At 28.1% G+C, this 21,571-nt stretch carries 17 protein-coding genes and 1 pseudogene; 16 read left to right on the top strand and 2 right to left on the bottom strand.

Annotation, left to right across the window (positions count from 1 at the left end; all coding sequences use genetic code 11):
- Positions 1-210 precede the first annotated feature (210 nt).
- The 13 genes from I4V51_RS01975 to rfbB all read left to right on the top strand — a co-directional run bounded on the left by I4V51_RS01975 (position 211) and on the right by rfbB (position 12,140).
- Positions 211-603 carry a GtrA family protein gene (locus tag I4V51_RS01975; protein WP_207745889.1) on the top strand — a complete coding sequence of 131 codons (393 nt, stop codon included), beginning with the start codon at positions 211-213 and terminating at the stop codon, positions 601-603.
- Positions 604-635: 32 nt separating this feature from the next.
- Positions 636-1,112, top strand: a complete 477-nt coding sequence (locus I4V51_RS01970; protein ID WP_195986657.1) for a hypothetical protein — start codon at positions 636-638, stop codon at positions 1,110-1,112.
- An 11-nt stretch (positions 1,113-1,123) separates the two neighbouring features.
- Complete coding sequence (locus I4V51_RS01965) at positions 1,124-2,503, top strand: DUF6056 family protein (RefSeq protein ID WP_195986656.1); 1,380 nt, start codon at positions 1,124-1,126, stop codon at positions 2,501-2,503.
- 22 nt (positions 2,504-2,525) lie between these two features.
- The gene (locus tag I4V51_RS01960; RefSeq protein WP_195986655.1) at positions 2,526-3,473 is read left to right on the top strand and encodes a glycosyltransferase family 2 protein; all 948 of its coding nucleotides are present in this window, start codon (positions 2,526-2,528) and stop codon (positions 3,471-3,473) included.
- Positions 3,474-3,524: 51 nt separating this feature from the next.
- Positions 3,525-4,520, top strand: coding sequence for a glycosyltransferase family 2 protein (locus I4V51_RS01955; RefSeq protein WP_195986654.1), 996 nt, complete (start codon positions 3,525-3,527; stop codon positions 4,518-4,520).
- A 15-nt stretch (positions 4,521-4,535) separates the two neighbouring features.
- Positions 4,536-5,420, top strand: coding sequence for a glycosyltransferase family 2 protein (locus tag I4V51_RS01950; protein WP_195986653.1), 885 nt, complete (start codon positions 4,536-4,538; stop codon positions 5,418-5,420).
- A 26-nt stretch (positions 5,421-5,446) separates the two neighbouring features.
- Positions 5,447-6,784 (top strand): O-antigen ligase family protein, encoded by a 1,338-nt coding sequence (locus I4V51_RS01945; protein WP_195986652.1) that lies wholly within the window; start codon positions 5,447-5,449, stop codon positions 6,782-6,784.
- Between the two features lie 339 nt (positions 6,785-7,123).
- Positions 7,124-7,792, top strand: a complete 669-nt coding sequence (locus tag I4V51_RS01940) for a sugar transferase (RefSeq protein ID WP_243281358.1) — start codon at positions 7,124-7,126, stop codon at positions 7,790-7,792.
- A 25-nt stretch (positions 7,793-7,817) separates the two neighbouring features.
- Positions 7,818-8,663: a glycosyltransferase family 2 protein gene (locus I4V51_RS01935; protein WP_195986651.1), complete on the top strand. Its 846-nt coding sequence runs from the start codon at positions 7,818-7,820 to the stop codon at positions 8,661-8,663.
- Positions 8,664-8,681: 18 nt separating this feature from the next.
- Complete coding sequence (gene rfbA / locus I4V51_RS01930) at positions 8,682-9,548, top strand: glucose-1-phosphate thymidylyltransferase RfbA (RefSeq protein ID WP_195986650.1); 867 nt, start codon at positions 8,682-8,684, stop codon at positions 9,546-9,548.
- 4 nt (positions 9,549-9,552) lie between these two features.
- Complete coding sequence (gene rfbC, locus I4V51_RS01925; protein ID WP_195986649.1) at positions 9,553-10,131, top strand: dTDP-4-dehydrorhamnose 3,5-epimerase; 579 nt, start codon at positions 9,553-9,555, stop codon at positions 10,129-10,131.
- 11 nt (positions 10,132-10,142) lie between these two features.
- Positions 10,143-11,036: a dTDP-4-dehydrorhamnose reductase gene (rfbD, locus tag I4V51_RS01920; protein WP_195986648.1), complete on the top strand. Its 894-nt coding sequence runs from the start codon at positions 10,143-10,145 to the stop codon at positions 11,034-11,036.
- 51 nt (positions 11,037-11,087) lie between these two features.
- Complete coding sequence (gene rfbB, locus I4V51_RS01915) at positions 11,088-12,140, top strand: dTDP-glucose 4,6-dehydratase (protein WP_195986647.1); 1,053 nt, start codon at positions 11,088-11,090, stop codon at positions 12,138-12,140.
- 118 nt (positions 12,141-12,258) lie between these two features.
- Here rfbB and I4V51_RS01910 read toward each other — a convergent pair whose 3' ends face one another.
- Positions 12,259-13,521: a hypothetical protein gene (locus I4V51_RS01910; RefSeq protein WP_195986646.1), complete on the bottom strand. Its 1,263-nt coding sequence runs from the start codon at positions 13,519-13,521 to the stop codon at positions 12,259-12,261.
- Positions 13,522-13,802: 281 nt separating this feature from the next.
- Between I4V51_RS01910 and I4V51_RS21010 the strand changes: the two are divergent.
- The 3 genes and pseudogenes from I4V51_RS21010 to I4V51_RS01900 form a co-directional block, all read left to right on the top strand.
- Positions 13,803-14,405, top strand: a pseudogene (locus I4V51_RS21010) (glucosaminidase domain-containing protein); the annotation flags it as partial.
- Complete coding sequence (locus I4V51_RS01905) at positions 14,400-17,090, top strand: N-acetylmuramoyl-L-alanine amidase (protein WP_243281364.1); 2,691 nt, start codon at positions 14,400-14,402, stop codon at positions 17,088-17,090. The pseudogene I4V51_RS21010 and the gene I4V51_RS01905, both read left to right, overlap by 6 nt.
- 274 nt (positions 17,091-17,364) lie before the next feature.
- Positions 17,365-20,046 (top strand): glucosaminidase domain-containing protein, encoded by a 2,682-nt coding sequence (locus I4V51_RS01900; RefSeq protein ID WP_195986644.1) that lies wholly within the window; start codon positions 17,365-17,367, stop codon positions 20,044-20,046.
- A 47-nt stretch (positions 20,047-20,093) separates the two neighbouring features.
- Here the strand turns inward: I4V51_RS01900 and brnQ are convergent, their stop codons facing one another.
- Positions 20,094-21,347: a branched-chain amino acid transport system II carrier protein gene (gene brnQ / locus I4V51_RS01895; RefSeq protein WP_195986643.1), complete on the bottom strand. Its 1,254-nt coding sequence runs from the start codon at positions 21,345-21,347 to the stop codon at positions 20,094-20,096.
- Positions 21,348-21,571 lie beyond the last annotated feature (224 nt).

The raw sequence follows: 21,571 nt of genomic DNA, 5'->3' as shown, positions 1-21,571 counted from the left end.
TAGCCACTTTTTAGTTTTTAAGTAAGAAAATTTAGCACTTTTATATAACTTCACAAAAGTAAATTTTAAATTAGATTAATACTTAATTGTTAAGAATTACTTAAAAAGTTGATTTATAGTTAATTGGAAATTGATAAAGGCTATGTTATAAGTGTATAATAGTGAATTGATGTATTAAATAATCTAATTAAGTCATAAAAGGAGTAAAAAATGGATACGTTGGAAAATGGAATAAATAAATTTATAAAGTTTGGACTTGTAGGAGTCTTAAATACTTTAATTAATTGGATAATATTTGCAGTATTGAATTTTGTAGGAGTATATTATATTGTTGCAAATATTATTGCTTATGCAATTGCAACTGCAAATAGTTATATTTGGAATTCTAAATGGGTATTTAAATATAATGGTAAAGATAAAAAAGAAACAACAATTAAGTTTGTAATTTTGAATTTAATAGGATTAGCATTAAATACAGCTATATTATATTTCTTAGTTGATATATTATTATTTAATAAATTGATAGGATTAGTTATTACTACAGTAATTGTTATGGTTATTAATTATATAGTAAATAAAATATGGGTATTTAAGGAAAAATAATACAAAATGTAAGAATAAGGAGAATGCAATTAATGAAAAAAGGAATAGTAATTGTGCTATTTTTAGCAGTTGTAGTTGTTAGCTTCGGAAGTTATTTTCTTATTAAACATGATTTTGAAAAAGTAAAAGAAGTGAAAAGTATAGAAAGTGTTTATGGGGATGAAAAAGATTTTGAATATGAAGTTGAAGATATTGCTTATTCTGATAAGGATGTTGTAATAACAGGATGGCTTGCAGAAACTAATAGTAGTAATCAATACATAAATAGAAATATTGTATTAAAAGATGAAAAAGAAAATATTATTTCTATAAAAACTGAAGCTGAAGAACGTGAAGATTTAGAGATAAAAAATACTGCTGAAACTAAGTATAATAAATGTGGACTTATAGCAAGAGTTAATAACAATAAACTTGTTAAAGGTGAAAAATATAATATTGGATTTGTGATAACTAATCAGGATGAAAAAGAAATAATTATTTTCACAGATAAAGTTATTGAGATAAGTTAGGATGGTGAATAATGAAAAAAATATTTAATAAAATATTTAGTTTGGAAAATGTTCCATATTTCATACTAGCATTATTAATGTTATTAGTTTTTGCTAAAAGAACAGTAACGCCAGGAGATGATGAATGGTTCTCAGCAATTTTAAATGATGCTTTTAATGGAAATTTAATAGATTATTTACATCATAGATATACAAGTTGGACTGGAAGAGTAGTAATAGAATCTATTATGGTACCTATGTTTGGATACAACCTTTGGATATGGAGAATTTTAAATACAATAATGACTGTTGTTTTAGCCTTTGGAATATATAAATTAATTCCATACAAATATGTAGATAAAATTTCAAAGAATAAGAGATTATTAATTAAAAGTATAATTTGTATTTTTATATTTACCATACATAAGGATGTATTTTTAACTGCAATATCATGGATAACCGGATCATTTAATTATTTATGGCCAGTAGCATGTCCACTTTTAGTTATGCTACCATTTAAAAATGCTTTATTTAAAGAAAAGTTCAATAAAAAGTATTATATTGTATTAGCATTTGCAGCAATTTTAGGTGCGAACATGGAACAGGCATCTTTAGTAATACTTTGTTTTGCACTTCTTACTAATATTTATTTGTTTATTAGGGATAAAAAAGTAAGAGTAGACTTAATTATTTTTAATTTATTTATAGCAGTTAATACCGCAATATTATTTTTTGCACCAGGAAATTATGCAAGATCTGCGAATGAAACAATAACATGGTTTGGACAATGGAATATGATTTCTTTACCAACTAAAGTAATGATGGGAACTAATTTGTTTTTAGAGCATATGTTTAGAAATGAAATTATATTAATGGCTGTATTAGTTGGTTTAATAAATATATTAATTTGGAAGAAGTATAAAGATATATTAATTAGAGCGTTAGCAACAATACCTATGATAGTTGTTATTATAAAGATAGTAGAAAGAGTATTTGGAGCTCTTAATATTAGTACTGATTCATTTATATTTAAATTATTTACTGTTCAAAATTTAAATATATTAAACTTTGATAATATTAAATTATTTTTACCAACTTCTATTTTATTATGTACATTACTAATAATTCCTGTGATGTTTTTACTTATATTTGATAGAATTGAAATGAAGTATTTATCAGTAATATTATATTTAGCAGCAATTTGTTCAGCATTATCAATTAGTATATCACCAACTATATATGCATCTGGAGCAAGAGTGTTTTTTGTTACAGACATATTAATAATTGTAATAAATACATTAATACTAAATGAGTTTCTGAGAAAATGGCGTGTTAATATTTATCTTATATTAGTATTTATAATTTTATCTGCAAATAGTTTTAGATTATATTTACGTAAGATTTTAGACTAAATTTGAAGGAGAATAGAAAGTTATGAAGGAATTAATATCCATAATAATACCAATGTATAATGAAGAGGAATCTTTACCTTATTTATATGATAGACTAGTAAAGCTTGCAGAAAATATTTCTAATTATAATATGGAATTTTTATTTGTTAACGATGGAAGCAAAGATAATTCATTGGAAATTGTAAAGCAATATAGGGAGAATGATTCAAGAGTATGCTATGTAAACTTATCTAGAAATTTTGGAAAAGAAATAGCTATGGCTGCAGCTCTTGATTATGTAAAGGGTGATGTGGTTGCTATAATAGATGCAGACTTACAAGATCCACCTGAATTAATAATAGATATGCTTAAATATTATGAGGAAGGCTATGATGATGTATATGCAAAACGTAGAAGTAGAAAAGGTGAAACTGCATTAAAGAAATTTACATCTCATGCTTTTTATAGAGTATTAAGAAGTGTATCATCAGTACCTATTCAAGAGGATACAGGTGATTTTAGATTATTAAGTAGAAGAGCTGTTGAAGCGTTAAAGGCATTTCCAGAAAAGCAAAGGTATACTAAGGGAATGTTTAGCTTAATTGGGTTTAAGAAAAAAGCAATTGAATTTGATAGAGATCCTAGAGTAGCAGGTACTACAAAGTGGAATTATTTCAAATTATTTGACCTAGCTATTGAAGGAATTACTTCATTTACTGTAGCCCCTTTAAGAATTGCAACTATAATGGGAATGGTAAGTGCAATAGGATCTATTGGATATATGATATTTATATTCTTTAAGACTATTATTAGAGGTGTAGATGTTCCTGGATATGCAAGCCTAGTATGTATAATACTATTATTAGGTGGAATTCAGTTAGTTTGCCTAGGGATAATAGGTGAATATTTAGGAAGAATATTCATAGAAGTTAAAAATAGACCACTATATTTTGTTGATGAATATAGCGGTAATGAAAATTTTGATAAATAGTTAATAAAATTAAATAAGGCTATTTAGTTAGAGAAAGAGAGAAGTTTATATATGAATAAATTAGTTTCTGTAGCAATAGTTAATTGGAATGGTGAAAAGTACTTATATAAATGTATAAAATCATTATTAGAGCAAAATTATAAAAATATAGAAATCATAATTATAGATAATGATTCAACTGATAATTCAATTAATATTATCGAAGAAAACTTTAAGGATGAGGTAATATTATTTAAAAATAAAAATACAGGATATGCTGGTGGTGCTAATAAAGGAATAGAATTAGCAAAAGGTGATTATATAATTATTGCAAATCCTGATATAGTATTTGGAGATAATTATATAAAAAACTGTATTAATAAATTTTCAGAAGATGATACAATAGGCGCAGTAACAGGAAAATTACTTAAGTATGACTTTGATACAGATGAAAAGTTAAATGTAATAGACTCAGTAGGAATAGCTTTTAATCATTACAGACAAGGAATAGACATAGGACAAAATGAGCCAGATGAAGGAAAATACGAAGAAGATAAACGAGTATTTGGTGTTTGTGGTGCTGCGGCAGTATTTAAAAGAGAAGCATTAGAAAAAGTAAAAGTTAATGAAGAATACTTTGATAATGATTTTTTTGCCTATAAGGAAGATATAGATATTTGTTGGAGATTAAATCTTTATGGGTTTAAATGTTATTATGTTCATGATGCTATTGCATATCATGGGAGAGGTATGAATAGCAGTAAAGGTGTAATAAATACAATAAAGAATAGAAGAAGTCAATCAGAGTTCCTAAAGGGAATTTCCTTTAGAAATCACTATTTAATGATTATGAAAAATGAAACAAGTTATGCATTTGAAAAGGACAAAGGGAAAATATACATAGGTGCAATGAAGTACCTTGTATTCTTTATGATATTTGATTGGAAATGCTTAAAATATGTTAAAGAAGTAAAGAGTAAAAAAGCTCTAATGGAAACAAAGAGAAAACAAATATTAAAGAATATAAATATATCAAATGAAGAGATATATGAATTATTTGATTTGTAACATGGAGGGATAACATTGAATAGTGTTGCAGCAATCATTATAACATATAATGTAGAAAATGATTTTAAGGAACGTATTAATAAGCTTAAGGGAAAAGTTGATGAAATTATAGTCGTTGATAACGGATCTAAAGCTGAAACAATTAATATGTTAAAAAATTTAGAAAATGAAGTAACTGTTATATACTTAGAAGATAATAAGGGAATTGCATTTGCTTTAAATAGAGGAATAAAATATTCAATTGAGAAAGGCTATAATTGGATATTAACTTTAGATCATGATAGCATAATAACAGATAATATGATTAAAAATATGTTAGCGTGCTATGAAGGATTTAATAATGAATTAAAAGAAAAAGTAGCAATGCTTGTGCCAGTTCATGTTGAGGAAAAAGAGTATCAAAATGGGTCTAATATTAATGAAGAAAAAGTCTCAAATTCTTATATAGAAGTATTAACAGAAATTACTTCAGGAGCATTAACAAAAGCTGAAATATATAAAAATGTTGGAATGTATGATGAAAAATTATTTATTGATTTAGTAGACCATGATTATTGTTTATCTTTGAATAAGAAAGGATTTAAAATAATTCAGGTTAATGATGCAATATTAATACATAATCTAGGAGAAAGCGTTAAAAAAAGTGTTTTAGGGTTAAAAATGATTCCTACTAATCATAGCCCTGTAAGAAGATATTACATGAGTAGAAATAGACATTATATTTGGGATAAATATAAAGAGGATTTTCCAGCGTGGATATTAACTGATAAAAGAAGGTTTATTACTGAAAGCTTGAAGATTGTTTTATTTGAAGAAAATAAAATAGAAAAATTTAAATATATTAAAAAAGGTATAAAGGATTATAGAAATAATATTTTTGGTAAATTTAATAATAATTAATAATTAGTAGAGTGGGAGAAAAGAAGATGGAAGATAAAAAGGACACCATAAGAAATATATTTAATATAGTTACAGCTTTAATTTTTATTGAATTCATATTAGGGGGACTTGGACATATATTTGGCTTGCCGATTAGAAAAGGATTATTTGCTATAGGAATAGTTTTTTCTATATATATGATTTTTAGAGAAAAAATAAGAATTGAAAAGAAATTCTTAATTCCTATGATTGTTGTATGTATTTATATAGCATATGGTAGTGTAGTAGGTTTAATTAATGGAAATAGTCTTGGAGATATTTTCTCAGATGTAAATTCATTTTTAGGTATATTATATATATTACTTTTAGTTGCTTATGTTAAAGGTAGAAGTGGAAATGTTAATAAGATACTAAATATATTTGTAGACTGTGCAGTTATAGTTTCGATTATGACTATAGTATTATTTTTTGTAAGTAGAATTTATTTACCAAATAATCTAGAAATAATAGTTGCTTATAATAATTTAAATAGTAAATTACAGTATGGATTAATAAGTGGATTAGTTTTATCTAATAACTATGCTAGAGTATATTTATATAATGGGATTTTTATGCAACTTGCAGTAGCCATTATGTTTATTAAATTATTTAATAAAGAAAGAAATATATTTGGAATAGTTAAATTATCAATACTTTTAATTGGAATATATGTTTCAAACACAAGAGGATTCTGGCTTGGAACTGCAGGAGTTGTAGTATTATCATTTGCATATTATTTATGGAGAGTTAGAAAGTATAGATTAACTATAAAGAATGTGTTAATTGCTATTATTCCATTGATTTTAGTTGCTGTAATAATTCCTAAAACCATTGTTGCTGTATCACCAGAGCAAAACTTACCAGATTCAGCAGGAAGTATAAAAGATAGAATAGAATCTATTGGAGATTTCGAAAATGATGAATCTAATAAGGTAAGAGCGATTCAACTTAGGTTTTTAGTTGATAAGATAAAAGAGAAGCCAGTTTTAGGTTGGGGATTTGGAGGTCATATTTATGAATATCCTCAATATATGGAAGAGAATGGTCTTCAAATGGTTAGTAGTAGTAGCTTTGAGCTATATTATATTGAATTAATGTTTAAAACAGGTATAGTTGGAGTATTAATTTTCTTTGGATATTTAATTTATAACTTTATTAAGCTAATGTTGATTTTATTTAAAAAAGGGATAAAGGAAAGAGATGAGCAGATATTAGTTGGATGGACAGTAGGAACTATGTCTATTTTAGCATCGTCAATTACTAATCCTTATATTGCCGGTTTATCAGTGTTTTTTGTACTAGTTATGGAAGTTTATTTAATACAGTTGTATGATGAAAAGAATTAAATTTTAATATATAAATTATTAAGATTTACTTAAGGTGCACGTTATAGTGCACCTTTTATATTGACATTAATATTATTAAATAGTAAGATTTACTTTATGTATGACTATAATTAGAAATTAATCTAAATTTAAGGTATAATAAAATCGGAAAACTTGAAAATTGTAGAAAAAAATGTAGACGTATGGAATAATATAAATAAGAATTCGGAAAAACTAAATATATCTTAAGGGGGATTAGATAAAATATACCCATATTAAATTTAAAGATTAATTTAAATTATAGTAATTATAATCGATTTTGATAATAATAAATATAAGGGAGTATTAACGGAGATTCATATGGAGTGTGATAATATGACTGATTTTAGAGTTAATGATATAGGGGATGAGAAAAAAGGATTGAGATTCTATTTATTTTTCAAAAGAGCAATGGATATAGTTGGTTCTTTAATGGGATTAATATTATTGAGTCCGATTTTTCTTATTGTTGCAATAGCTGTAAAGTTAGACTCAAAAGGTCCAATAATATTTGGCCATACTAGAAAAGGTATTGGTGGCAAAGATATAAAAGTTTATAAATTTAGAACTATGTATCAAAACTCGCAGGAGATATTTGATAACTTTACCAAGGAACAAAAAGAGGAATTTTATAAGAACTTTAAATTAGAAAATGATCCTAGAGTTACTAAGGTTGGAGATTTTTTAAGAAGAACTAGTTTAGATGAATTGCCACAATTAATAAATATATTAAATGGTACAATGAGCATAGTAGGTCCTCGACCAATCGTTGAAAAGGAAGTTGCACTTTATGCCGAATATGCACCAAAGTTATTTTCAGTTGTTCCTGGACTTACAGGGTATTGGCAAGCTCATGGAAGAAGTGATACTACATATGAGGAAAGAATTAAGATGGATATGTATTATATAGATAACAGAAGCTTATGGTTAGATGTGAAAATAATTTTTAAAACATTTGGTTCTGTAATTAAGGGTGAAGGTGCAATTTAAGATAGGGAAATTGGAGGAAGAGTAAATGAAAATATCCATAATATGTCCTCTTTATAATGCTGAAGGTTATATAGAAGATTTATATTTGAATATACAAAAGCAAAAGGATGTTTGCATTGCTGAGATAAAGTTTATTTTAACTGAATCAAGTGATAATACAGAAGAGAAATTAAAAAAATTAAAATGTAATTACAAAAAGATTTCAAAAAAAGAATTTTCACATAGTTTAGTTAGAGAAAAAGCGGCATTTGAGGCTGAAGGTGATATACTAGTATTTATAACTCAAGATATAAAAATAGCAGATGAATATTGGTTATATTATTTAACTAAAGATATAATTGATGGTAAGTGTGAAGCTGCCTTTAGTAGACAAATAGGTTATGAGAATCATAAGGTTGAAAGATATACAAGAGAAATAAATTATCCGAGTGAAACTAGAATAGTAAGTAAGGATGATATTGATAAGTTGGGACTTATGACATTCTTCTTTTCAGATGCATCAAGTGCCATTTCTAAGAAGATATTTGTAGAGTTAAATGGATATGACAATAAAAATTTACCTACAAATGAAGATATGTATTTTGCATACAAACTTATTATGAATGGATATAGAATTGAATATGCAGCAGACTCTAAGATAATTCATTCTCATGATTTATCATTTAAAGAAACATTAAAAAGATATGGTGACATAGGAAAATTCTTTGAAGAAAATTCATATTTAAAAGAGTATAGTGCAGGAGAACGTGGGTTCACTGTTCTTAAATATATAGCAAAAAGAAGTATAGAAGATAAAAAGCCATTAATTATTGCAGATGCAATAATTAATTTTGGTGCACGTTTTATAGGGATGAAATTTTATAAAAAATAAAAAGTGAGGTATTTTGTTATGAAAGGTATTATTTTAGCAGGTGGATCAGGAACTAGACTATATCCAGTAACAAAGGCAATGTCAAAACAAATGGTTCCAATATACGATAAACCAATGATTTATTATCCAATGTCAGTATTAATGTTAGCAGGTATAAGAGATATTCTTATAATCTCAACACCAAGAGATATAGTTAACTTCAAGGAGTTATTTAAGGATGGTTCTGAATATGGTTTAAACATTGAATATGCAATTCAAGAACAACCAAATGGATTAGCAGAAGCATTTATAATTGGTGAAGAGTTCATTGGTGATGACAATGTAGCTATGATATTAGGAGATAATATATTCTATGGTCAAAGCTTTACTGCTCACTTAAAAGAAGCAGCAGAATTAAAAGAAGGTGCAATGGTATTTGGATATTATGTTCAAGATCCAAGAGCTTTTGGAGTAGTTGGATTTGATGAAAATGGTAAAGTAACTTCTTTAGAAGAAAAACCAGAAAAACCAAAATCAAAGTATGCTGTACCAGGACTTTATTTCTATGATAATTCAGTAGTTGAAAAAGCAAAGGCTTTAAAACCGTCACCAAGAGGTGAGCTAGAAATAACTGATTTAAATAAAGTTTACATGGAAGAAGGAACTTTAAAGGTTAATTTATTAGGTAGAGGTATGGCTTGGCTTGATACAGGAACTCATGTATCAATGTTAAAGGCATCTAACTTTGTTGAAGCAGTACAAACTACTCAAGGAACATTTATTGCTTGTTTAGAAGAAATTGCTTATAGACAAGGCTGGATTTCAAAGGAGCAAGTTAGAGAATTAGCTGGACCTTTAATGAAAACAGAGTATGGAAAATATTTAATAGATATAATTGAGGAGTAGAGAGATGGTTGAAGTAGGAAATTTTAAATTTATAGAAACTAAAATACCTGACTTATACATAGTTGAGCCAAAGGTATTTGGAGATGCTAGAGGATATTTTATGGAAAGTTATAATAAAGAGCATTTTGATAAAGCTGGATTAACTATGACTTTTGTACAAGATAATGAATCAAGATCTAAAAAGGGTGTTTTAAGAGGATTACACTTCCAAACTCAACATACACAAGGTAAACTTGTAAGATGTACAGAAGGAGAAGTGTGGGATGTTGCTGTTGATTTAAGAAAGGGTTCACCTACATATGGACAATGGGAAGGTGTATACTTAAGTTCAGAAAATAAGAGACAATTCTATGTACCAGAAGGTTTTGCACATGGATTTGTAGTTTTATCTGAAACTGCAACATTTAACTATAAATGTACAGATTTCTATTCACCAGAACATGATGGCGGACTTTTATGGAATGATGAAGACGTTGCTGTAGAATGGCCATTAGATGGAATTGAAGAGGTTTTATTATCTGACAAAGATAAGAAGCAAAAGAAATTTAAAGAATTAGATTTACCTTTTGTGTACGAAGGCTAGGAGGTAATTAAATGAAAATTTTAATAACTGGTTCAAATGGGCAACTAGGAAATGAACTTCAAAAAATAATATCTACAGGAACAGCTGAAATTGGAGCAGTTTCAAATACAATTAAAACTGCTGAAGTTTTTGCTGTAGATGTAGATAAATTAGATATAACTAACTTAGAACAAGTTAAAACTGTTTTAAAAGAAGTAAATCCAGATGTAGTTATAAACTGTGCAGCAGCAACAAATGTTGATGGTTGTGAAGCAAATAAGGATTTAGCATTTAAAATTAATGCTTTAGGTGCTAGAAACTTAGCTATGGTTTGTGAAGAAATAGGAGCTAAAATAGTTCAAGTTTCAACTGACTATGTATTTAGAGGTGTTGGTGATACACCATTAAATGAAGCAGATATAGTTGCGCCAGTAAGTTCTTACGGAAAAACTAAGCTTTTAGGTGAAGAATTTGTAAGAGAATTTTCATCAAAGTATTATATAGTTAGAACAGCATGGCTTTATGGATATGTAGGACACAACTTTGTTTATACAATGATGAAGTTAGGTAAAGATAGAGATACTTTAAGTGTTGTAAATGATCAACTTGGAAATCCTACACATGCTAATGATTTAGCATATCACATATTAAAACTTATTGAAACAGAAGAATATGGGGTATACCACTGTACTGGAAAAGGTGAATGCAGCTGGTATGACTTTGCATCAGAAATAATGAAGCTTTCAGGAAGAGATTGTAAGGTAAATCCATGTACTTCAGCAGAATATAAAGCAATGTATCCTAATTCAGCTGATAGACCAGCATATTCATCACTTGATAATATGATGCTTAGATGTACTGTTGGTGATGAAATGAGAGATTGGAAAGATGCTTTAAAGACTTTCATGGATAATGTTGAAAAATAATTAGTAATTATCGATAAACTTAAAATTTGGAGATATAAGGAGAATTTAATTATGAAAACTTATTTAGTAACTGGTGGAGCTGGATTTATAGGCTCAAACTTTGTATTATACATGTTAAATAAATATGAGGATATAAGAATAATAAACTTAGATAAGTTAACTTACGCAGGAAACTTAGAAAACTTAAAATCAATTCAAGATGATCCAAGACATATATTTGTACACGGGGATATCTGTGATAATGAATTAGTTAATTCTTTATTCGAAAAATATGAAATAGACTATGTTGCTCACTTTGCAGCAGAATCTCATGTTGATAGAAGTATAAGAGAGCCAGAAGTATTTGCTAAGACAAATGTTATGGGAACAGTAAATCTATTAAACTGTGCAAAAGCTGCATGGGAAAATGAAGATGGGACATGGAAAGAAGGAGTTAAATTCTTACACGTTTCAACAGATGAAGTTTACGGTTCATTAGGAGAAACAGGATACTTCATGGAAACTACTCCATTAGATCCTCACAGCCCATACTCTTCAAGTAAAGCTGGATCAGATTTAATGGTTAAGGCATACCATGATACATACAAAATGCCAATGAATATAACAAGATGTTCAAATAACTATGGACCATTCCAATTCCCAGAAAAGTTAATACCATTACTAATCAACAACTGCTTAGATCATAAAGATTTACCAGTTTACGGTGATGGAATGAATATAAGAGACTGGTTATTTGTTGAAGATCACGCTAAAGCTATCGATATGGTTATAAACAATGGTAGAAATGGTGAAGTTTACAACGTTGGTGGACATAATGAAAGAACTAACATAACAATAGTTAAGACAGTAATTGCTTACTTAAATGAAAATGTAGATAAAGAAGTTACTGAAAACTTAATTAAATATGTTGAAGATAGAAAAGGTCATGATAGAAGATACGGAATTGATCCAACTAAGATTAAAGAAGAATTAGGATGGTATCCTGAAACTACATTTGAAGTTGGAATCAAGAAGACTATTCAATGGTATTTAGATAACCAAGAATGGATGAAAAACGTTACTTCAGGTGAATACATGAACTACTACAATGAAATGTATAAGTAATTTCTGATTGCTTTAAGAAAGCTGGCTTTATGCCAGCTTTTATTTTTATTTAAAATATATTTAAATAAAAGTCTATATTGAAGTTTATTAAGTCTTCAATATAGGCTTATTTTTTTATTTAATGTTTTGATGTTTTATTTATAAAAGAATTTATACTATAAAGTAGTATTATTATAAATAAAGGCAACCACATAAGAGCTATTCTATTAATAATGAATAAGTCTTTAGCTAACACGACTAAACCAGTTAGTATTGTATAATAAGCTGTAAATTTAAATAATAATATTGCTTTTTTATCTTTAACTTTTATTATAAAGTATATAAATGCTAAACAAGAAACAACACTTAAAATTACTCCTAAAATATTACCTAAAGAGTATACAATTAAATATACTAATCCTGTTGTTAAGAAATTAAATAGTGGTGGATCGTATATAACATGCATAACTAATTGAACAAATAAGTTAATTATCATCTTAGGTCCATTTCCAAATTGAGCAGTAAAGATATCTTGTAAGTGCGTAATTTGGAAGAAGGAGAAGAATGTATTTGAATGTTGTAATTGAAAATTAAAGTTTACAAAAAAGTAAATGGTAGCAATTATTGCAATGAAGTAAATTATGTCTTTAAAGCTAAAAATACGTTTATTATTTTTGAAAGTAAAAATAATACATGCAATAAATACTAATAATGAATACGATCTGAACTCTAATAAGAGTACAGCTAAAAGTAAAATTAAAATAATTGATTTATAATTTACTTTTTGAGAAAGTATATAATAAATTAATATTATGGTTATTCCAATTATTATATTATCTCTCATAAGTAAAGAATTACATAATATGTATCCTGGTAATATACTGAAAATTCCTACGCTTATTAAAGAAAGCTTTTCATTTAAATATAATCTAGATGTCTTATATAAAAATATTGATGTTGGTATGTATACAAATAATTTTATTAATATTAAGTCTAAAGTAGACTTAATACCTATACCTTTAAGGAATGTCAGGAATATTACGAATATATTATAGTTTCCATAACTAGCATGCCCTTCTGGATCAACAAATTCATATATAGGTAATTCTTTATGTAACCATGCACTAATATCTCCGTTTTTTAAATGATTTAATAAGATATCAGAATCTATGTAATATTTATATTCATCACAGAAGTGATTATTAGCCACGTTTCCAAATAATACTCCATGTTCAAATCCATGGGATAAATTATTATAATAAATAATTATAGAAAATAGAGCGTAAATTACTAAAAAACTACTAGAGAGTAAAAAGAAACTTTTTGAATATGAATTTCTTTTATATAAATAATAGTTTAATAATAACATTAAAATAATTATTAAAGGTGTAAAGATACTCATGATAATCTCCTTTGATATATTTTCTTTCCTTATATTAGTATATATGATTAAACAAGATATAACAATAATGTACAAGCTATTTAAAGTAAGAGATATTTAATAAGAAATAATGAGGTTTTTATCCATAATATAACTTTAAATATCCATTTAATAATAAATGTGACATGTGTTTACAAATATATTTATAATGTGTTACTATTACATTTGTATATTATAAATAAAAATGGGGGAAAGAAATGAAAAAAAATAAATCATTTTTATTATTAGTCTGCCTAATATTTATGCTTAATTCATTTACATTTAATGTTTATGCACTAAATAATGGGACAAACAGTAGAGCAATCGGAAATGTTAAGATTGTTTCAACTGTGGACACTTCTTTAGAGTCGGTGGAGGCTTGGGCAAGAAGTAAGAACGCTACTGAAACCTTTGTTGGTTTAGCAAAGTTATATAAACAATATGCTGAATCAAGAGGAGGCATAAACTGGGTAGTAGCTTATGTACAAGCTGCTAAAGAAACTGGTTATGGAAGGTTTGGTGGAGTTCTAGATGAATCATATCATAATCCATGTGGATTAAAGAACCCCAGTGGTGGTGGTGATTATGACCCTAATGCACATAAAAGATTCGATACTTGGGAACAAGGTGTATTAGCTCATTTAGATCATTTAGCACTATATGCATCAGCAGATGGATTTCCCAAAACAAAATATGTAGATAAGTGGAAAAATGAGCCGTTAGCAGTAGATGAAACTTATGACCCAAGACATATAGGATGGTTTGGAACCGCTAGTGGAATTTTGGGTAAGGCAAAAGATGTTATAGGATTAACTGGCAGTTGGGCTTCAGATCCAAACTATGGAATAGACTTATTTAGATTGTATTGTGAAGCAAGTAATTCTGAATATTTACCAGCAAAAAGTAATTTAGAATCACCTTCTAATTCTGAGATTATTGTTAATGGTAAATTAAGAATTAAGGGATGGGCCTTACATGCATTTGGAATTAAGGAAGTTAAGGTCTTAGTTGATAATGCTCAAGTTGCAACTCTAAATACAGGAATTTCTAGAGCTGATATTAACTCTGCCTATCCAGGATATTTTAATGGAGAACTTTCGGGATTTGAAGAGACTATTGATATTAGTCAATTAGGAACCGGAAATAAGACTGTTGAGGTAATAATAGTTTCTAGAAATGGAGAGACTCAAAGTCATAAGAGAAATATCACTATAGGAAAAGTTAATAATCTACCAAAGATAAACACTTTAGATACTCCAAGTGATAATACAGTTATTTCTAATGAAAAGATCAAGATTAGAGGTTGGGCATTAGATGAGTATGGAGTTAAGGAAGTAAGAGTATACGTTGATGGAAAGGATCTAGGAACTGTACCTTATGGAACAAATAGACCTGATGTAAACAATGTATATCCAGGGTATCCAAGTGGAAATAACTCAGGTTTTGATGGGACAGTAGATATATCAAATATATCGGCTGGAGACAAGAAATTAGCAGTAAAGATAACTTCTAATGATGGAACAGAAAAGACTATAGAAAGAACAATAAAAGTAGTTAGGTTAGAAACAAGGATATGTTTAGATGAGCCTAGCAGCGGTTATACACTAACAGGAAATAGTCTAAAAATAAGAGGATGGGCATTATCATCAGTTGGAATAAAAGAAGTAAGAGTATACGTTGACGGAAAAGATTTAGGAACTGTGCCTTATGGAACAAACAGATCTGATGTAAATAATGTGTATCCAGGATATCCAAGTGGAAATAATCCAGGGTTTGATGGAACAGTTAATATATCAAGTATATCATCTGGAAATAAGACATTAACAGTACGAATAACTGCAAATGATGGAAAAACTCAAACTATTGAAAGAGCAATAAAAATAAAGAGAGCAGAAACAAGAGTATGCTTAGATGAACCAATTAGCAATTATTCAGTGACAGGAAATAGTCTGAAGATAAGAGGATGGGCATTAGATGAAAGCGGAGTTAGGGAAGTAAGAGTATATGTTGATGGAAAAGATCTAGGAACTGTACCTTATGGAACAAATAGATCTGATGTAAATAATGTATATCCAGGATATCCAAGTGGAAATAATCCAGGGTTTGATGGAAATGTTGATCTATCAAATGTAGAGGATGGAGTAAAAAGTTTAAAGGTAAAGATTTCTTCAAATGATGGTAATATACAAGAAATTGAAAGAACAATAAAAATACAAAGACCAAAATCTATAATATGTTTAGATGAGCCTGTAAATAATCAATTAATAAGTTCAAATACTTTAAAAATAAGAGGTTGGGCATTAAATTCTACTGGAATAAAAGAAGTAAGAGTATATGTTGATGGAAAAGATCTAGGAACTGTGCCTTATGGAACAAATAGAGCTGATGTAAATAATGTATATCCAGGATATCCAAGTGGAAATAACCCAGGATTTGATGGAAATGTTGATCTATCAAATATAGGAAGTGGAGTAAAGAGCTTAAAGATAAAGGTTTCTTCAAATAATGGTAATATACAAGAAATTGAAAGAAAAATAAATATACAAAGATTAGAAACTCGTACTTGTTTAGATAGTCCAGTTACAAATGAAATAGTTGCTGGAAATACATTAAAAGTAAGAGGATGGGCTTTATCATCAAGTGGAGTAAGAGAAGTAAGAGCTTATATTGATGGAAAAGATTTAGGAACTGTTAAATACGGAACTGAAAGAAAAGATGTAAATAATGTATACCCAGGATATCCAAGTGGAAATAATCCAGGATTTGATGGGATCATTGATATATCAAAGGTAGGTTCTGGAGATAAGACATTAGTAATAAAGATTACTGAAAATAATGGAACTGTTAAAACTATAGAAAGAAACTTTACTCATAGAAAATCTAAATTAGTAGTAGTAGATCCAGGGCATGAAATTGAGTCAGTAGATCCAGGTGCATCAGCTACTCATAATGGAATTAGATATGTAGAAGGAAATTTGAACTTACAAATTGCTGTTAAGTTAAAAGCTCAATTAGAGGCTATGGGAATAGAGGTTTATATGACAAGATATGATGGGCTAATAATAGATAAAGACTCTACTGAAAGCTTAAAGAAGAGAGTAAAGGTTGCAAATGAGTTGGATGCTGATTTATTTGTGTCAATACACCATAATTCATATACTAGTCCTTCAGCACATGGATTTGAGGTATATTATAGTACAGGAACTCCGGTTTCAACTAATATGGTGTCAAGAGGTTTAATAACTCAAGATGGAAGAGATTTAACTTTAGAAAGAAGATCATATACAGCTAGAAATCTTGAAGAAAAATCTCAAATAAGTAAAGCATTAGCAACAACAATTAGTAATGAAGGTTCATCTACTTTAGGTTTATATAATAGAGGAGCTAAGGATAGTAACTTATATGTTTGTAAAAATACTTTAATGCCTTCAATATTAATAGAAAATGGATTTATAACTAATCCAACAGAAGCAGTTAAAGTAAGCGCTACATCTCATCAACAAAAGTTAGCAGAAATAGTAGCAAAGAATATAGGAAATGTTTTACAATAAGTTTATAAACGTGAGTGTTTATAAACTTAAAATTAATTCTATATAGACATTAAAAAATTTAAGAAGTTAAAAACTGATTCCTGCATTTAGCAGGAGTCAGTTTTTTTATGTAGATATAATTATTCTAAAAAAACATATTTATTCATGGTCTTTATTATAGAATAAAGTTTGAAGTAGGATTAAAAAGTCAGAAATTGTTTTACTATAAGGAAATTTTTATGTAAAATATAATTATTGTAGATATTTATAAAATTTTGAATTTAGGGGGGATACTTTGAAGAGAAAAATTTCAATTTTAAGTTTAGTATTGTTTATTGCTAGTTTAATTACACCAATAAACAATGTAAATGCAGAAAAAATTACTGATGAAAATTCAGCTATTATTATGACAGAGGGTATAGATAATAATGAAGAAGCTGATATTACTAAAGATGAATCAACGCAGGAAAATACATTAGATGATATACAAGAGGGTGAGGATTTAGTTCAAGAAACAAATGAATCAGTACAACCCGATAATATGAGTGAAAATGAAGCTTTACTTAATAGTAAATATGATAAAAATTATATAAATAATATTAAGTCTCAAGAACTATATAAATTATCAAATGATAGTATAGAAGAGATAAATGAATCTTTATCACCAAAAGCAATTATAGATAATTATGAAGTTTTAGATACTAAGACTGATGATGAGTATGAAATTGCATTAGCATATGGTGATGGAAGTTATTACTTTGTAGGAAGTAGTAATAGTTATGAAGATGCTATTCAGATTTTAGAAAATACACCACTTCCAATTTCAGAAGATAGTATAATTCCTGTTATAATAAATAAAAATGGACAAGTTGTATATTCAACAAATGCTATGGCATATATATTAAATACTTCAAATGCAACTGTAAATATATATACAACATCATCATTAAGTAGTGCTTTTACATATGTTAACCAAGCTTATGTAAGCGATATACCTCTTATTGAAAGCACTAGTACTGCAGCTAAAATTCAAGTTTCAGGATATACTGGGTGGGTTAAAAGTAATCTTAATAATGAGGCTTTAAGCGATTTAAGAATAGTTCCTATGAATCAAGTAAAAAATCCAAGTTATTATATTTCAGAAGGTGGAATATTATATCATTACATTTCAAAGGATTTAATAGGAACTAATGGATATAAAATTGCTATTGGAAAAGCACCAAGTTATTTAGCTACAAATACTCGTTATTTTAGTTATGATGGTAATTATTTCTATGATGGAAGTAATATTGAAAGTGGATTAAATACATTAATTAATGATTTAAAGGCTGGAAATAAAAATAACGCAGTTAATAAAAATAATCCATACTATCTTTATTATCAATATCTACCTTTAAGAAGTAAGACAATATATAGTGCAACACAATTAGATAATTATATTAATGCTAAAACAAAAGATAACTCTAAGTTAAGAGGAATAGGACAAGCATTGAAGGATGCAGAAGAGAAATATGGAGTAAATGCATTATTAATATTAGGTGTAGCTATTAATGAAAGTGGATGGGGAACATCAGCTATAGCACAACAAAAAAATAATCTTTTTGGGATTAAGGCATATGACTCTAATACTGGTGCAGCAGATGTATTTGCTACTCCAGGAGATTCAGTAATAGAGTTTGCTAAGAATTATATGTCAAAGGGATATACTAATCCATCAGATTGGAGACACTTTGGTGGTTTATTAGGTAACAAAGGTGTAGGTGCTAATGTAAAGTATGCATCAGATCCATTCTGGGGAGAAAAAGCAGCAAGGTATGCATTTGATGCTGATTTATATTTATCTGGCAATAAAGTAAGCTCATTAATAGATACAAATAGATATAAAATTGGTATGTATACAACAAATAATGAGGTTAAAAATAGTTCAGGATCAACAATATATAAAGTTGATAATAATCATGGTTGGATAGGAGCTACATTTGCTTTTGCTAATAATGATATAGTTTACGTTAATGGACAAGCTATGTATCAAATATATCCAGAAAGAAATACACCGGTTAGTGATAACAGCTATAATGGAGATTATAATTGGGACTCCAAAGGATATGTGAATACTTCTGGCGTTAAGATAATCAGTGATGGAAGTAATTCAAATGTAATAGGTATACCATCGGTAGTATATTCTACTCATATTCAAAATGTAGGGTGGCAATCAAATAAAAGTAATGGACAAATGTCAGGAACAGAAGGCCAAGCTTTAAGACTTGAGGGGATAAGAATTAATTTAGAAAATTATCCTGGAGCTAGTATTAGATATAGTACTCATATTCAAAATGTAGGGTGGCAGGATTGGAAGTATAATGGTGAAGTTTCAGGAACGGAAGGTAAATCTCTAAGGCTTGAAGGTATAAAGATTGAAGCAACTAATTTACCAGAAGGATTAGAAGTACAATATAGAGTACATGTACAAAATGAAGGATGGCAAGAGTGGAAAAGTAGTGGAGAAATTGCGGGAACACAAGGTAAATCTTTACGACTTGAAGCTATTGAAATAAGAATAGCTGAAAAAACTCCAACTATAAGTTACAAATGTCATGTACAATATGACGGATGGCAAGAGTTCGTTAGCAATGGACAAATGTCAGGAACAGAAGGAAGGGCTTTAAGACTTGAAGGTATAGTAATTGATACTAAAAATTTACCAGAAGGTGCTTATGTTAGATACAGAACTCATATCCAAGATATAGGATGGCAATCTTGGAAAACAGATGGCCAAGTATCTGGAACAGAAGGAAAATCTAAGAGGTTAGAAGGCATTCAAATAGAATTAATTGGGGCTCCAGGATACCATGTAGAGTATAGAACTCATGTGCAAAATGAAGGATGGCAAAATTGGAAAAGAGATGGTGAGATTTCAGGAACTACAGGAAAGTCATTAAGGCTTGAGGGGATAGAAATAAGAATAGTTAAAGACTAAAACTAAAAGGTATGTGAATTTAAAATCACATACCTTTTATGTATTTATTAAACTGTTTTTTTAGGTTTTATAAATGATCCAATAACTAAAGCTATAATAGTAGGAATAACCCAACCGAATCCAATTCCAGCTAATGGCATAAAGCTTAATGAATCTCCGAAGAATGAGAATAATAATCCACATGCTAAAGAAACATAAACTGCTAATCTAATAGCAATAATATTAGTTAAGAATTTATTAAGTAAAGTAACAACAATAATTGTAATAGCTACTGGGTATAAAACATTTAATATTGGAACTGATAACTTAACAATTTTATCAACACCTTGACAAGCTATTATATAACTCATTAAAGAGATGATTATAGCATTAAATTTATATGATAATTTTCCATTACTTACTTTTTCAAAGAAAGTAGCACCAGCAGTTAATAAGCCAATTGATGTAGTTAAACAAGCAAGACCAATAGCAGTTCCGATTAATACTAAACCGAAAGTTCCTAGAATTTTATTAGCTATGAATACTAATAATGCGGTATTACCAATTCCAGAATCAACCAAGTTAACAGTGTGCGCACCTATAAATGTTAATCCACCATAAACAAATGCTAAACCAACAACAGCAATAAGACTAGCTTTTAATAAAACTGATTTTACTTCTCTATCTTTATAGCCCTTTTCAACGATTGAAGAAGTAATAACACCTGCAAATAGTAATGCACCTAATGCGTCCATTGTTTGATAGCCTTCAAGTAAAGACATTGATAATATATTAGTAGCACCTGTAGGAACTAATTCACCTATTGGATCTATTATACCTTTAACAATTACTATAGTTAATACAATTATTAATGCAGGTGTTAAAAACTTACCTATTGTATCTATAATAGAAGAACGTTTTAGAACAAAGAATAAATTTATTAAGAAATAAATTGCCATTATTATTATAGGTGACCATGTTGGGAAAAATGGCAATATGGATATTTCAAAAGTAGTTGCAGCAGTTCTTGGTATTGCTAATAATGGACCTATAGCAAAGAATAAAACTGTTGTAAGAATTAATGTAAATTTAGCACCAATTTTATTTGTAATACTTTCAAATGTACCATTTCCTTTAGAACAAGCTAATATAGCAAGTAAAGGTAGACCTACTCCTGTTAGGATAAATCCTAAAATACCCAATAAGTATTGATCTCCTAATTTATTTCCTAGTGATGGTGGGAATATTAAATTTCCAGCACCAAAGAACATTGAAAATAATGCAAACCCTACTACTATAGAGTCTCTTGTTTTATTTTTCATATGTGTACCTCTTTCTGTCTTTTTAATTTTTTTATTAATTAATTAATAAATTGGCAAGATTTTTTTAATTTTTTTTGTTAAATTGTAAAATTTGATATAATAATAACATTATATATGTTTTTTTTCAACAAAATATTACATGTAAAAATAGGGTTTGCGAATGGTAATATTAAGGTACTAAATATAGTATTGATAATTACATTATGTTATTATAGTAATATGAA

It is taken from the genome of Clostridium sp. D53t1_180928_C8 (assembly GCF_015667795.1).
GTDB lineage: Bacteria > Bacillota > Clostridia > Clostridiales > Clostridiaceae > Clostridium.
This window is presented reverse-complemented; position numbering and strand designations above follow the sequence as displayed.

Coding starts and splice junctions, on each gene's coding strand:
- I4V51_RS01975 (WP_207745889.1), top strand. CDS start 211: ATGGATACGTTGGAAAATGGAATAAATAAATTTATAAAGTTTGGACTT.
- I4V51_RS01970 (WP_195986657.1), top strand. CDS start 636: ATGAAAAAAGGAATAGTAATTGTGCTATTTTTAGCAGTTGTAGTTGTT.
- I4V51_RS01965 (WP_195986656.1), top strand. CDS start 1,124: ATGAAAAAAATATTTAATAAAATATTTAGTTTGGAAAATGTTCCATAT.
- I4V51_RS01960 (WP_195986655.1), top strand. CDS start 2,526: ATGAAGGAATTAATATCCATAATAATACCAATGTATAATGAAGAGGAA.
- I4V51_RS01955 (WP_195986654.1), top strand. CDS start 3,525: ATGAATAAATTAGTTTCTGTAGCAATAGTTAATTGGAATGGTGAAAAG.
- I4V51_RS01945 (WP_195986652.1), top strand. CDS start 5,447: ATGGAAGATAAAAAGGACACCATAAGAAATATATTTAATATAGTTACA.
- I4V51_RS01940 (WP_243281358.1), top strand. CDS start 7,124: ATGGAGTGTGATAATATGACTGATTTTAGAGTTAATGATATAGGGGAT.
- I4V51_RS01935 (WP_195986651.1), top strand. CDS start 7,818: ATGAAAATATCCATAATATGTCCTCTTTATAATGCTGAAGGTTATATA.
- rfbA (WP_195986650.1), top strand. CDS start 8,682: ATGAAAGGTATTATTTTAGCAGGTGGATCAGGAACTAGACTATATCCA.
- rfbC (WP_195986649.1), top strand. CDS start 9,553: ATGGTTGAAGTAGGAAATTTTAAATTTATAGAAACTAAAATACCTGAC.
- rfbD (WP_195986648.1), top strand. CDS start 10,143: ATGAAAATTTTAATAACTGGTTCAAATGGGCAACTAGGAAATGAACTT.
- rfbB (WP_195986647.1), top strand. CDS start 11,088: ATGAAAACTTATTTAGTAACTGGTGGAGCTGGATTTATAGGCTCAAAC.
- I4V51_RS01910 (WP_195986646.1), bottom strand. CDS start 13,521: ATGAGTATCTTTACACCTTTAATAATTATTTTAATGTTATTATTAAAC.
- brnQ (WP_195986643.1), bottom strand. CDS start 21,347: ATGAAAAATAAAACAAGAGACTCTATAGTAGTAGGGTTTGCATTATTT.